Below are 13,614 nucleotides of genomic sequence, written 5' to 3'. Positions count from 1 at the left end.
CCTTTACCCGTCAAAGCGGCCAAAAGACAAGAATGGCGGGAATGGAAACCGCAACGATGAGGATTTCCAGCGGCAGCCCCATGCGCCAATAGTCGCCAAAGCGATAACCGCCGGGGCCCAGCACCAGCGTATTGTTCTTGTGCCCGATCGGCGTAAGGAACGCGGCCGAGGCCGCCACGGCGACGGTCATCAGGAACGGATCGGGCGAAACCTCGAGCGTGCGTGCCATCTGGATGCCGACCGGGGCGGCAACAATGGCGGTGGCGGTGTTGTTCAGTACGTCCGACAGGGTCATGGTGACGATCATCAGCACCGTCAAAATCGCCCATGCGGGCAGGCCGTCGGTGAGCTGCACCAGCGCATTGGCGATCAATTCGGTGCCGCCCGAGGTCTCCAACGCGCTGCCCAGCGGGATCATCGAGCCCAGCAACACGACGACCGGCCATTCGATATGATTGTAGAGATCGGCGATCGGCAGGATCTTGGTCAGCACATAGGCCACCACGACCAGCCCCAGAGCAATCGGCAGGTAGATCAACCCAACACTGGCCGCCAGCACCGCGGCGGCAAACAGGCCGATGGCCAGCCAGGCCTTGTCATTGGCGGTGACGTTCAGGCCACGCTCGGCCAGCGGCAGACAACGCAGCCACTCGGTCACATCCACGCTTCGGTCACGCGGGCAAAGCAGCAGCAGGATATCGCCCGCCTCAACCTCGGTCTTGCGAACCTGTTCGGTGATGCGGCGGCCCTGGCGCGAGATGCCCATCAACACGGTGCTTTGTCGCCAGGCCAAGCCCAGCCCTTGCGCCGTGCGTCCGGTGATGCGGGAGCTTTCGGGGGCGACGACCTCGATCACTTCCAGCCCGTCGCCTTCGGCGGTCAGCAATTCCTGCCGCCGTGTGTCCGAGAAATCGAGGTTCAGTGCGGCACGAAATTCGTCCAGCGCCTCGGGTCGGGCCTCAAGCACCAGCGCATCGCCCTGTTTCAGCGTGGCATGGGCCGAGCGGCCATAGCGCCGCTTGCCGTCCCGGATCAGGCCGAGGATGGCGACGTCGGACTTCTCGGCGGCCTCATAAAGCTCGCTCACCCGCTTGCCGATATGCGGTGATTCCGGGGGAACCGTCAGTTCGGCGATGTATTCGGCCAGCGCTTTGGAGGTTTCTTCCTGCGGGCCCCGGTTCGGGATCAGCCGCCAACCAACCAGCGAGACAAAAGCCAGCCCGGCAATCGCAGCCAGCCCACCGACCGGGGCAAAGTCGAACATTTTGAACGGTTCGCCCAGTGTCTCTTGCCGGATTGAGGCAATGATGATGTTCGGAGGTGTGCCGATCAGCGTCGCCATGCCACCCAGAATGGTGGCAAAGCTCAACGGCATCAGGGTCAGGCCCACCGACCGCCCCGCCTTGCGCGCGGTCTGGATATCGACCGGCATCAGCAGCGCCAGCGCGGCGACGTTGTTCATAAAGGCCGACAGAACCGCGCCGATTCCGCCCATGAGTGCGATATGCGCACCCAGCCCCCGCGAGGCATCGACCAGAGTGCGGGTGATCAGGAACACAGCGCCCGACCGGACCAACCCGGCTGATACGACCAGAACCAATGCCACGATTATGGTCGCCGGATGGCCGAACCCGGCAAAAGCGTCATCGACAGGCACAACTCCCAGAACGACTCCGAACAGCAGCGCGGAAAAAGCCACAAGATCATAGCGGAAGCGCCCCCAGAGAAGCATTCCGAATACAGTGGCGAAAAGGGCAAAAAGAATAATCTGATCTGTCGTCATGCCGCCACCATACCCGCAAGGCGGTCTTGGACAAGCCGCTCTCTTGATCCCATGCCCCGCAAACGTCTATATGAGCGCCGAATACGCAATCACTATCATGAGGACGCAACATGGCAGGCCATTCCAAATGGGCCAACATCCAGCACCGCAAGGGGCGTCAGGACGCCGCGCGGTCCAAACTGTTTTCCAAGCTGTCGAAGGAGATCACTGTCGCCGCCAAGATGGGCGATCCCGATCCCGACAAGAACCCGCGCCTGCGTCTGGCCGTTAAGGAAGCCAAGTCGAACTCGGTCCCCAAGGACGTGATCGACCGCGCGATCAAAAAATCGGTTGCAGGCGAGGGCGACGATTACGAAGAAATCCGGTACGAGGGCTATGGCCCGAACGGCGTCGCCGTGATCGTCGAGACGATGACCGACAACCGCAACCGGACCGCGTCGACCGTGCGCTCGACCTTCTCGAAAAACGGCGGCAATCTGGGCGAGACCGGCTCGGTCGGGTTCATGTTCGAACGCAAGGGCGAGGTGGTTTATACCGCCGCTGTTGGCGATGCCGACACCGTGTTCGAAGCAGCCATTGAGGCGGGTGCCGAAGATGTCGAGAGCTCGGACGAAGGACACATCATCTGGTGCGCCGATACCGATCTGAACGACGTGTCGAACGCGCTGGAAGCCGCGCTGGGTGAGTCCGAGTCGACCAAGCTGGTCTGGAAACCGACCACAACGACCGAGTTGGGTCTGGACGACATGCAAAAGCTGATGAAGCTGGTCGATGCTTTGGAAGACGATGATGACGTCCAGCGCGTCACCACCAACTTCGAGGCCACGGACGAGGTCATGGCGCAGCTCTGATCCGCGCCAGATAGAAGTCATTGAAACCCGGCCACTGGTCGGGTTTTTCTTTTTCCGTTCATGTGCTTCTTGGCCGGTTGCCCGGAACCCTATAGGCTGGCAGGCAGTTTTCCCGTGGGGCAGATGAAGCAAGAGATCGTATGACCGACGCCATACCCAAGCGGAACATTCCGGTTCTGGCCGGGCAGAGCATTCTGTCTCAGGTCGCGTGGACGCTGGGCAGCCCGTCTGTGGTACTGCCGTTTCTGGCCGTATCGCTGGAACTACCGATGTTTATTGCCGGGGCTCTGGTGTCGATCCGGATGGCGGGCAGCATGATCTCGGACGTGTTTCTGGCGCAGCCGATTGCGGCCCGCCAACAGAAGAAACGCGGGATTGCTCTGACTGAAATCGCCATTGGGGCCTGCCTAGTCATGGCGGTGGTGGTGGCGTCGACCGGAGTGGTTCCCGCCATCGGCATGGCGTTTGTTGCGGCGTTTTTCCTGATCGGCCTGATCGAAGAGATTCAGTCGTTGATGTATACCGACCTCATCGGTGATCACGTGCATTCCAAATCGCGGATGGTCTTGCACTATTTGCAGCTGGGCATTGGCGGGTTGGGGGCCATCGGGCTGGCGCTGCTGGTGCATGAGATCACTAAGGAAAACCCGCCCTTTGCGCGCCATTCCGCGGTGATTGGCGTCTCGGTCACGTTTTTCGTCCTTTCGGGGCTGTGCATTCTTGCCATGTCCGAGATCGCCAAGAAGACTGAGGGCAAGGGCAACGCACCGGCTGTGCGGAAACGCAAGCTCTCGGAGAATTTCACCGACATCATTGCCATGTTCGATCAGGCTTGGTTCCGCTGCTATATGATGATGCGCATGCCTTTGGTTGTGGTGTCTCTGTCTGTGCCCTTCTTTGCCCTGATTGCAGCCGAAGCGCATCACGCGTCAGCCAAAGGTCTGACGGCCATGATCATTTCATCCGCGTCGGGTTATCTGGTTTCGGCCCCTTTGTGGCAATTGGTGAATATGAAATCGCACCGCGCCGTGATGGTGGTGGGCAACCTGATGGTGGCCTTCACCGGGGGTACGCTGTTGGCGGTGCATTTTCTGGGGATCGATCATGCGGTGCATCTTCACGCGGTGGCGCTGTTCATCGTCACCGTGGCCGTGACGGGCATCAGCGGGGCCAGAAGACTGTATTTTTGGGACGTGGCCCCCAAGGATCAGCGCGTCAAGGGGGCAGCGGCGATCAAGAGCATCTGTCGGATTACGGCGGTTATCCTGTCGGCCGCACTGGCGGCGGTCGCGCATATGCACGAGGTCGCCTGGGCGGTTTTCTTCATCGTGCTCGTCAGCCTGTTTGCGGCCATCACCTGTTACCGGGTGGTGTTGCCGAACACAAAGAAGCCTGAGGCGGCTTGAGGCGTTCCGTCAGTGCTGAGTGGGGAGCAGCGCCTGAGCCGCAACCCGTTTGACCGCACCGGTTAGTGGGGCCAGCGCAGGGGACAATACGCGGCCCACTTGCCATGTCAGCGGTACATCTAATGGGGCATCAGGCAGCAGCGGAACCAACCGCCCGTCATCCAACGCTTGCTGTGCCAGCCCGATTGGATTCATGCCCCAGCCCATTCCGGCAATCGCCGCATCTACGAACCCTTGCGGTGAGGGCAGAAAATGCGAGGGCGGAGCAACCCTCTGGCCGGTCTGTTCGGTGATCCATGATTTCTGCAGGCCGTCCTTACGGTTGAATGTCAGGCAGGGAGCCTCGGCCAACGAGCCCGCGTTCACCCCATCGGCAAACCACTTGATCATGAAATCCGGACTTGCAGTCGCGATATAACGCAGCGCCCCCAAATCCAAGGCATCGCAACCTGCCACCAGTTGGCTACCCACCGTGATGGCGGCGCTGACTTCTCCGCGTCGCAGCCAGTCTGCGGAGTGGTCCTGATCATCGACCACCAGATCGAAAAGCAAGCCATCAACCTGCGCCATGGCATCAATGAACCACGTCGCCAGGACGTCGGCGGGAACGGCCACGCGAACGCGGGCCGGACCACTTGCCTGGTCCAGGGTCAGTTCTCGGGCCAGCTTGGCCTCAAGCAGCCCGATATCCTCGGCATGTTGCGCAATCCGCAGTCCGGCCGGGGTGCCCGTGCAGGGCGTGCCGCGATGGATCAGGGCCGCGCCGACGCGATCCTCCAGCGCTTTGATCCGCTGTGAAATGGCCGAGGGCGTCACGGCCAACTCGGCTGCGGCGGCTTCAAAGCTGCCGTGGCGCAGAATGGAAGACAGCGCCGACAGATGATTGGGATCAAGTAACATTAGTGATACTTAACTGAGGTCAACATCTTTAATTTGATAGAAGGCAGCAATACTCGTAGTCAATGCCTCGAAACCACAGGAGGTCACATGTCTACATCCCTGATCGCAGGCTTCGCATTGGGCTTCAGCCTGATCCTCGCCATCGGAGCACAGAACGCTTTTGTGCTACGTCAGGGCTTACGGCGCGAGCATGTGCTGCCCTTGTGCCTGACCTGCGCAGTGTCGGACGCCATTCTGATCGCGGCGGGCGTCGCGGGGTTCGGCGCGCTGGCCTCGGCAGCGCCTTGGTTCGAAACGGTCATGCGCTGCGGCGGTGCGATCTTTCTGACATGGTACGGTCTGCGCAGCCTGCAATCGGCCTGGCGCGGCGGTGCGGTGATGGACGTGGCCGAAGGGAAGCGTGCCAGCTTGCGGTCGGTACTGCTAACCGTTCTGGCCTTCACCTGGCTGAACCCGCATGTCTATCTGGATACGGTTGTGCTGATCGGGTCGATCTCGGCCCAATATGATGACCGGCTGGCCTTTGCGTTGGGCGCGATGTCGTCAAGTTTCGTGTTCTTCTTTTCCTTGGGCTATGGGGCCGGAGTTTTGTCCCCTGTCTTCGCTCGTCCGCGCGCCTGGCAGGTTCTGGATGTTGTGATCGGGGTGGTCATGCTGGGGATCGCTTACAAACTTGTTGCGATGTGATGGGTTGCCCCGACAGGGGTTTCGGTGTTCAACCGTTAACATGACAACTCTTGCCCCCACTTACCGCCCATTGGTGGGCATGTTCTGGATGTTTGCTGCCGGGGTGTCCTTTGTTGTCATGACCGCGCTGGTCAAGTCGCTGGGCTCGACGATGGACCCGATACAGGCGGCGTTCATCAGATTTGTCTTCGGTCTGGTCTTTCTGCTTCCAGCCCTGAAACTTGTCCTGACAACGCATCTGACACGCCGACACCTGACCCTGTTTGGAGTGCGCGGGATCGTACACGCAGTGGCAGTGATGCTGTGGTTTTTCTCGATGACGCAGATTCCCTTGGCCGAGGTCACGGCGATGAACTACATGACTCCCGTCTATGTAACTTTGGGCGCGGCGCTGTTTCTAGGCGAGAAGCTGGCATTTCGCCGGATTGCCGCGATCTGTATGGCGGTGATCGGCGTCCTCATTATTCTGCGCCCCGGTTTTCGCGAGGTTTCGCCAGGCCACCTGACAATGTTGGGGACGTCTTTGGGGCTGGGCGGGTCCTACCTGATCGCAAAGGCGCTTGTGCGTGATCTTCCGCCATCGGTTGTCGTCGCGCATATGTCGATCTGGGTGACGATTGCCCTAATCCCGTTTGCAGTGGCCGTCTGGACGCCGCCCAGCCTTCGCGATCTGGGTGTGCTGTTCCTGGTCGCCAGCTTTGCCACAGCGGGACATTATTTCATGACGATTGCGTTGAAAGCGGCACCTGTGGCGGTCACGCAACCGGTGACCTTCCTGCAACTGATCTGGGCCACATTGCTGGGAGCGTTAGTCTTTCACGAAAGCATTGACATCTGGGTTGTCGCGGGCGGTACACTGATCCTGTCGGCTGTCAGCTTCATCGCCTGGCGCGAGGCGGTTTTGAACCGCGGCAATCTGACGACTCCTAGTATTGCACCCAAGATTTAGCGGCATTCGGCGCGTGAATACGGTTATTAATTGACGGGTCAATAAAAACCTCGTAGCGTTTTCCCACTAATCGTTGGGAGGGAACTGCTATGCCGAAACTCGGAATGGAGCCAATCCGTCGCGACGCGATCGTTCGCGCGACGATTGCCGAGCTTGGGTCGAAAAAGTCCCTCGACGTGACCGTCAGCCAAATCGCCAAACGGGCCGGAATGTCCAGCGCCCTGGCGCATCATTATTTTGGCGGCAAGGATCAGATATTTCTGGCCGCAATGCGGCGCATCCTTTCCGATTTTGGCGCCGAAGCGCGGGGGGAACTGAAAACAGCCGCGCCGAAGGAACGGGCGCAGGCCATCATCCGCGCCTGCTTTGCTCCATCCTGTTTTACTCCCGACGTCATATCTGCTTGGATGACGTTTTACGTTCTGGCCCAGACAAACGAAGATGCCTTGCGTTTGTGGCAGATTTATCAGGCGCGTCTCCGGTCCAATCTGGTTGACGCTCTGCGCCCGTTGCTGAGCGAACCGGTCGAAGCGGCCGAGAATATGATCGCGCTGATCGACGGGTTGTATATTCGCGCTGCGCTCAGCGCCCCTGAGGAACCCCAACTGGCCGTGGACCACGCGATGCGTGTTCTCAACACTCTGCTCGAGGCTGAAAAATGACAAAACCAAACATTCTGATCCTGATGGTGGATCAGCTTAACGGAACCCTCTTTCCCGACGGTCCCGCAGACTGGCTGCATGCTCCGAACCTGAAAAAGCTGGCAGAGCGGTCGACACGATTTGCCAATACCTACACGGCCTCGCCGCTGTGCGCGCCGGGGCGGGCCAGCTTCATGTCCGGCCAGTTGCCGTCGCGTACCGGGGTTTATGACAACGCCGCCGAGTTCCGCAGCGACATCCCCACCTACGCGCACCACCTGCGCCGCGCCGGGTATTACACCTGCCTGTCGGGCAAGATGCACTTTGTCGGCCCGGATCAACTGCACGGGTTCGAAGATCGTCTGACCACCGACATCTACCCCGCCGATTTCGGCTGGACGCCGGACTATCGCAAGCCGGGTGAGCGGATTGACTGGTGGTATCACAACATGGGATCGGTGACCGGTGCGGGCGTGGCCGAAATCTCGAACCAGATGGAGTATGACGACGAGGTCGCATACAACGCCAAGGCCAAGCTGTACGATCTGGCGCGTGGCAATGATGACCGTCCGTGGTGCGTGACCGTTAGCTTTACCCACCCGCATGATCCCTATGTGGCCCGCCGGAAATACTGGGACCTCTACGAGGATTGCGAACACCTGCTGCCCGAGGTCTCGGATCTGGGCTATGACAATCAGGACCCGCATTCCAAGCGTATTTTCGATGCCAACGACTGGCGCAGTTTTAACATCACTGAGGAAGATATTCGCAAATCCCGCCGCGCGTATTTCGCTAATATCTCGTATCTGGACGACAAGATCGGAGAGATTCTCGAGGTTCTGGAAACCACGCGGCAAGAGGCGATCATCCTCTTCGTTTCGGATCACGGCGATATGCTGGGTGAGCGCGGTCTGTGGTTCAAAATGAACTTCTACGAAGGTTCAGCCCGCGTGCCGCTGATGATCTCAGCGCCGGACATGCCTGCCGGACGGATCGACACGCCGGTTTCGACCATCGACGTCACACCGACTTTGGGCACGTTAGCGGGCGTAGATATGGCCGAGATTGCGCCATGGACAGATGGCGAAGACCTCGTGCCATTGGCACAAGGGGCTGAGCGGACCGCGCCGGTAGCAATGGAATACGCGGCCGAGGCGTCCTACGCTCCGTTGGTTTCGCTGCGCTACGGTAAGTGGAAGTACAACCGCTGCGCGTTGGACCCCGATCAGCTGTTCGACGTTGAGGCCGACCCGCACGAGCAGGTCAACCTTGCCGAAGATCCCGCCCATGCAGGCACGCTGGAATCCCTGCGCGCGAAATCCGAAGCCCGTTGGGATCTGGATCAGTTCGACGCCGATATCCGCGCCAGCCAGGCCCGCCGCTGGGTCGTGTACGAGGCGTTGCGGCAGGGTGGTTATTACCCGTGGGATTACCAGCCACTGCAGAAAGCGTCCGAACGCTACATGCGCAATCACATGGATCTGAACACCGTTGAGGAAAGCCAGCGTTTCCCGCGCGGCGAATAACCTCTTCACCTTTTGAAAAATACCCCTGCCGAACGGTTCCAAACCTGGTTCGGCAGGTTATGGAGACCTGAAAAATGGAAGCAGATTTCGTCATCGTTGGCGCAGGGTCCGCAGGCTGCGCGATGGCCTTTCGCCTAAGCGAGGCAGGGGCCTCGGTTCTGGTGATCGAACATGGCGGCACCGATGCGGGGCCGTTCATCCAAATGCCGGCCGCGCTGAGCTATCCGATGAACATGGCGCGCTATGACTGGGGTTACCAGTCCGAGCCTGAGAAGCATCTGAACAACCGCCGCCTGGCCTGCCCGCGCGGCAAGGTGATCGGCGGGTCGTCCTCGATCAACGGGATGGTCTATGTGCGCGGCCACGCCCGCGACTTTGATACGTGGTCCGATATGGGCGCGGATGGCTGGTCCTATGCGGACGTGCTTCCGTATTACAAACGCATGGAAACATGGCACGATGGCGGCCACGGTGGTGATCCCGAATGGCGGGGCAAAGATGGCCCACTGCACGTGTCGCGCGGCCCGCGTGAGAACCCTCTGTTCCAGGCCTTTGTCGATGCGGGCCAGCAGGCAGGGTATGAGGTCACCGGCGACTATAACGGTGAAAAGCAGGAAGGCTTTGGCCCGATGGAGCAGACCGTCTGGAAAGGCCGGCGCTGGTCGGCGGCAAATGCCTATTTGAAGCCCGCTCTCAAGCGTGACAATTGCGAAGTCGTGCGTGGATTGGCGTCGCGTGTGGTCATAGAAAACGGTCGTGCGACCGGGGTTGAACTGATCCGTGGCGGCAAAAAGGAAATCATCCGCGCCCGGCGCGAGGTGGTTCTGGCCGCGTCCTCAATCAACTCGCCCAAGTTGCTGATGCTGTCGGGGATCGGTCCGGCGGCGCATCTGGCCGAGCACGGGATCGAAGTTGTGGCCGACCGGCCCGGCGTGGGCGCAAACCTGCAGGATCATCTTGAGCTGTATATCCAGCAGGCCTCGCTGCAGCCGATCACGCTGTATAAGCACTGGAATCTAGTCAGCAAAGGCCTGATTGGAGCGCAGTGGCTGTTCACGAAAACCGGCCTTGGGGCGTCGAACCAGTTCGAAAGCGCGGCCTTCATCCGCTCGAACCCGGGTGTCGAGTATCCGGACATTCAGTACCATTTCCTGCCCATTGCTGTTCGCTATGACGGGCAAGCCGCGGCCGAAGGGCACGGGTTCCAGGCGCATGTAGGGCCGATGCGTTCGCCATCGCGTGGAGCGGTCACGCTACGTTCGGACCGGCCCGAGGACGCGCCGGTGATCCGGTTCAACTACATGAGCCATGAAAAGGACTGGGAAGATTTCCGCAAATGTATCCGCCTGACCCGCGAGATTTTCGGGCAGGACGCGTTCAAACCCTTTGCGGGCAAGGAAATCCAGCCGGGTGCCGACGTGCAGACGGATGAAGAACTGAACGGGTTCATCGCTGAACATGCCGAAAGCGCCTATCACCCCTGTGGCACCTGCCGCATGGGTCGGGCCGACGACAAAAACGCGGTTGTTGATCCAGAAGGTCGGGTGATCGGTGTGGACGGGCTGCGGGTCGCTGACAGCTCGATCTTCCCGCAGATCACCAACGGCAACCTCAACGCGCCATCGATCATGGTGGGTGAGAAGATGTCCGATCACCTGCTGGGCAAAGATGCCTTGCCAAAGGCCAATGATCGTCCGTGGATTCACCCGGCATGGGCAACTGCGCAGCGGTGATTTGATCCGCGTCAAAGCGGGGTGTGAGAATTATCTATAGACCTGAATCGCAACGACATATTTAGGAGCGAACAGGAATGTCCCACACCCCGCATGAACTGGCCGAAGAGTTTCCGGACAAAGTCGAACTGATGAGCCAGCTCAAGCAATCGGATGCGCATTTCGCCCGGCTGGCGGATGAGTATCACGAGGTCAACCGCGTCGTTCACCGCGCGGAGACCAATATTGAGCCGATGGAAGATCTGGCCGAAGGCGAGTTGCGCAAGAAGCGCGCTGCGCTGAAGGATGAGATCTGGTCGATCCTGTCCAAGGCTTAAGGCAAAAAGGCGGGGGCGCTGCCCCCGTCGCGGTAGGCCGCGACTCCCCCGAGGTATTTTTTGGCTACGTGAAGATCAGGTGACTTCATAGGGCAGGGTGCCGCGGGTATGGGCGTCGATGGCTAGGCGGCGTTCCAAAGGTGGAACTGATCGCTGGTGGCAATTTTGCCGCTCGCAGATACGGCAGGAAATGCCGATGGGTTCGTAGGCGCTTGCGTTGTTGATATCGAGGTTGTCGGCATAGACCAGCGCCTCGGCGTGTCGGACCTCACACCCCAAAGCGATGGCATAGCGACGCACGGGTGCACCGTAGGACCCGCCTGATTTCGATACGTCCCGTGCCAGTGAGATATAGCGGACACCGTCCGGTGTTTCCGCCAGTTGCCGCAGGAAATGGCCCGGGGTTTCAAAGGCGCGGTGAACGTTCCACAGCGGGCAGGCACCGCCGAAGCGGGCAAACTGCAGGCGTGTGGCCGAGTGGCGTTTGGTGATGGTGCCCGCCTGATCGACACGCACGAAGAAAAACGGGATGCCCTTGGCGCCGGGGCGCTGCAGTGTCGAAAGCCGGTGTGCGATCTGTTCGATGGATGCCCCAAACCGATTGCTGAGCAGTTCCAGGTCGTGACGATATTCCTGTGCGGCAGCCAAAAACGCGTCATAAGGCATCAGCGAAGCCCCAGCAAAATAATTGGCTAGGCCGATTTTGGCGATGGCGCGAGCCTCGTCGCTTTGGAACTTGGCAAAATCCAGCGTGGCTTCGAGCAGCTTGTCCTGACTGATCAGCGCCACCTGAAGCAACAGTTGAAACGCCTGCGTCTGCGGTGCCGTGCGCGACGAGAGTTTCAGCGTTTTGCTGTCAGCGTCGTATTTTCGGGTTTCTGGAATGTCCACGAACTGCACCCGAATGCCGCGCTCTCCCAGGCTGTTTATGGCTGCGGCGCGAATGCCTCCGGCCTCTTCGGCGCGTTGGGAAAACCGTTCAGCCGCGCGGTCAACCGCGTCAATGTAGTTGTCGCAATAGTGGAAGAAGTCGCGCACTTCCTCCCACGGGCTAGCCTGAATCTGTGCGTCTTCACGGCCCAGAGCCTCGTCCAGTGAAGCCAGCCGTTCGTGCGTTTGTCGGTACGTGCGGTGTAGGGCGATGAAGGCACGGGCCAGCGCCGGGGCGTTCGAGGCCGTCAGGCGCAGATCCGCCAGCGGTGGCATGTCGTCAAACACCGGATCAGCCAGCGCCTCGCGCATGTCCGAGACCAGGCGTTCGCTGTCGCCGGTGCTCAGCTCGGTCACGTCCATGCCAAATTCCTGCGCCAGCGCCAGAACAACCGTGGTCGAGATCGGTCGGTTGTTGTTCTCCATCTGGTTCAGGTAAGGCAGCGAAACCCCCAGTTTCGTGGCGAATTCCTTTTGCGTCAGGGTCAGGCGCGTGCGCATTTCACGCAGCTTTGCACCGGCATAGAGTTTTTGGGTGGCCATGGCGTGCCTTTGCAACTTTTCTGTCGCCGCAGGCTAACTTTGCAAACCGATCGGCGCAAGCCGCGTTACAGGCCCAGTTGTCTTTCGCGTCTTATGACCGAAACGATGGCGCAGATTGCCAGAACCGATGTGGCCAGCATCAGCCATAGCAATGGCATCGCGCCGGTTTCGCGGGTCAACAAGGCTCCGGCCAGGGCGCTAAGGCCAGCACCGCCGCCCAGCATGATTGCACCGCTCAGGCCCGAGGCGGTAGCGGCCAGATGGGGCCGTACGGACAGCGCGCCCGAGGTGGCATTGGGGATTGTCATGCCGTTGCCGATGCCGACGAAGGTCATGAAGCCGAAAAAGCTGAGCGCGGTGCCAAAGCCTGCCAGAAACAGGGTGGCCGACAGGGCGACACCGATCGCGTTCAGCCAGCACCCCCAAAACACCATCCGGTTCACGCCAAAGCGAACTGAATAGCGCCCGCTGAAGAAGTTGCCGAAGAAATACCCAACGGCGGGTGCACCAAAATAAATGCCGACCTGAGCGGCGCTGAGGCCGAAGAGTTCGGTGCCAATAAAAGGCGCTCCGCCCAAATAGGCAAAAAACGCACCCGAGGACAAAGCGGAAGACAGGGAATAGCCCCAGAACCGGGGTGAGAGCAGCAGCTCCGGATATTCGCGGAACTGTTGTATCAGCGTCTTGCCGCTTTTGGCCGAGGTTTCACCAAAGTCGATATAGGTCAACGCCAGGGTCATGACGCCCAATGCGAAGGGCAGCCAGAAATTGGCCTTCCAGCCAAAGCTCTCTTCCAGCAGGCCGCCAATCGCCGGACCGATCATGGGGACTACTGCCATGCCCATCGTCACATAGCCAATCATCGAGGCCGCCTGATTCTGATCGTACAGGTCGCGCACCGCCGCCCGGCTGAGCACCATGCCCACGACCACGATGGCCTGGCACATGCGGAAGGCCAGAAAAACTTCGATATTCGGGGCGTAGATGCAGCCCAGTGTGGCGATCAGAAACAGCGACAGCCCCCACAGCATGACAGGGCGGCGCCCGGCCTTGTCCGCAATCGGGCCGATCAGAATCTGCAGTACCGCATTGACCAGAAGGTACAGCGCAATCGACAGCTGCATGACTTTGTAGTCAGTCTGAAAATGCAGTGCCATGTTTGGCAGGCTTGGCAGGAACAGGTTCAGGCTGAGCGCGGACAGCCCAGAAAGTAAAACCAGCGTTGAGATCGTAGGGGGTGAGCGGTGCACCCGGGATGAACTGAACTGCATGGTTCACAGGTATAGTGACCGTTTCAGGGAATGCTATCCAAGACTGCGTTTCACGATGATACTTAGCAAATTTACAG

General features: G+C 60.0%; 12 protein-coding genes. 8 read left to right on the top strand and 4 right to left on the bottom strand.

Translation table 11 applies throughout. The features are described 5' to 3' along the window. Positions 1-10: 10 nt before the first annotated feature. Positions 11-1,783, bottom strand: a complete 1,773-nt coding sequence (locus ACR0KW_RS04740) for an SLC13 family permease (protein WP_480803962.1) — start codon at positions 1,781-1,783, stop codon at positions 11-13. A 110-nt stretch (positions 1,784-1,893) separates the two neighbouring features. On the opposite strand from ACR0KW_RS04740, the gene ACR0KW_RS04735 reads away from it, so the two are divergent. Together ACR0KW_RS04735 and ACR0KW_RS04730 are read left to right on the top strand one after the other, a co-directional pair. Then, positions 1,894-2,634: a YebC/PmpR family DNA-binding transcriptional regulator gene (locus ACR0KW_RS04735; protein WP_170325814.1), complete on the top strand. Its 741-nt coding sequence runs from the start codon at positions 1,894-1,896 to the stop codon at positions 2,632-2,634. Between the two features lie 140 nt (positions 2,635-2,774). After that, positions 2,775-4,040, top strand: a complete 1,266-nt coding sequence (locus tag ACR0KW_RS04730; protein ID WP_480803961.1) for a permease — start codon at positions 2,775-2,777, stop codon at positions 4,038-4,040. A gap of 9 nt (positions 4,041-4,049) precedes the next feature. Here ACR0KW_RS04730 and ACR0KW_RS04725 read toward each other — a convergent pair whose 3' ends face one another. Then, positions 4,050-4,940 (bottom strand): LysR family transcriptional regulator ArgP, encoded by an 891-nt coding sequence (locus ACR0KW_RS04725; protein ID WP_480803960.1) that lies wholly within the window; start codon positions 4,938-4,940, stop codon positions 4,050-4,052. A gap of 87 nt (positions 4,941-5,027) precedes the next feature. On the opposite strand from ACR0KW_RS04725, the gene ACR0KW_RS04720 reads away from it, so the two are divergent. From ACR0KW_RS04720 to ACR0KW_RS04695, 6 genes are all read left to right on the top strand, one after another. Further along, positions 5,028-5,627 carry a LysE/ArgO family amino acid transporter gene (locus ACR0KW_RS04720; RefSeq protein WP_480803959.1) on the top strand — a complete coding sequence of 200 codons (600 nt, stop codon included), beginning with the start codon at positions 5,028-5,030 and terminating at the stop codon, positions 5,625-5,627. 40 nt (positions 5,628-5,667) lie between these two features. Further along, on the top strand, positions 5,668-6,576 hold the full coding sequence (locus ACR0KW_RS04715) for a DMT family transporter (RefSeq protein ID WP_480803958.1): 909 nt from the start codon (positions 5,668-5,670) through the stop codon (positions 6,574-6,576). 89 nt (positions 6,577-6,665) lie between these two features. After that, positions 6,666-7,238, top strand: coding sequence for a choline-binding transcriptional repressor BetI (gene betI, locus ACR0KW_RS04710; protein ID WP_480803957.1), 573 nt, complete (start codon positions 6,666-6,668; stop codon positions 7,236-7,238). Then, positions 7,235-8,743: a choline-sulfatase gene (gene betC, locus ACR0KW_RS04705; protein ID WP_480803956.1), complete on the top strand. Its 1,509-nt coding sequence runs from the start codon at positions 7,235-7,237 to the stop codon at positions 8,741-8,743. Before betI ends, betC begins: the two co-directional genes overlap by 4 nt. 74 nt (positions 8,744-8,817) lie before the next feature. After that, a complete protein-coding gene (gene betA, locus ACR0KW_RS04700; protein ID WP_480803955.1) occupies positions 8,818-10,476 on the top strand; it encodes a choline dehydrogenase in 1,659 nt (552 codons plus the stop codon). A gap of 77 nt (positions 10,477-10,553) precedes the next feature. After that, positions 10,554-10,793 carry an HP1242/YdcH family protein gene (locus ACR0KW_RS04695; RefSeq protein ID WP_170325806.1) on the top strand — a complete coding sequence of 80 codons (240 nt, stop codon included), beginning with the start codon at positions 10,554-10,556 and terminating at the stop codon, positions 10,791-10,793. A gap of 75 nt (positions 10,794-10,868) precedes the next feature. On the opposite strand, the gene ACR0KW_RS04690 is transcribed toward ACR0KW_RS04695, so the two are convergent. Continuing rightward, complete coding sequence (locus ACR0KW_RS04690) at positions 10,869-12,266, bottom strand: helix-turn-helix domain-containing protein (protein ID WP_480803954.1); 1,398 nt, start codon at positions 12,264-12,266, stop codon at positions 10,869-10,871. 65 nt (positions 12,267-12,331) lie between these two features. Continuing rightward, the gene (locus ACR0KW_RS04685) at positions 12,332-13,537 is read right to left on the bottom strand and encodes a multidrug effflux MFS transporter (protein WP_480803953.1); all 1,206 of its coding nucleotides are present in this window, start codon (positions 13,535-13,537) and stop codon (positions 12,332-12,334) included. Positions 13,538-13,614: the final 77 nt, after the last annotated feature.

Source organism: Ruegeria sp. CG11, assembly GCF_056537245.1.
This window is presented reverse-complemented; position numbering and strand designations above follow the sequence as displayed.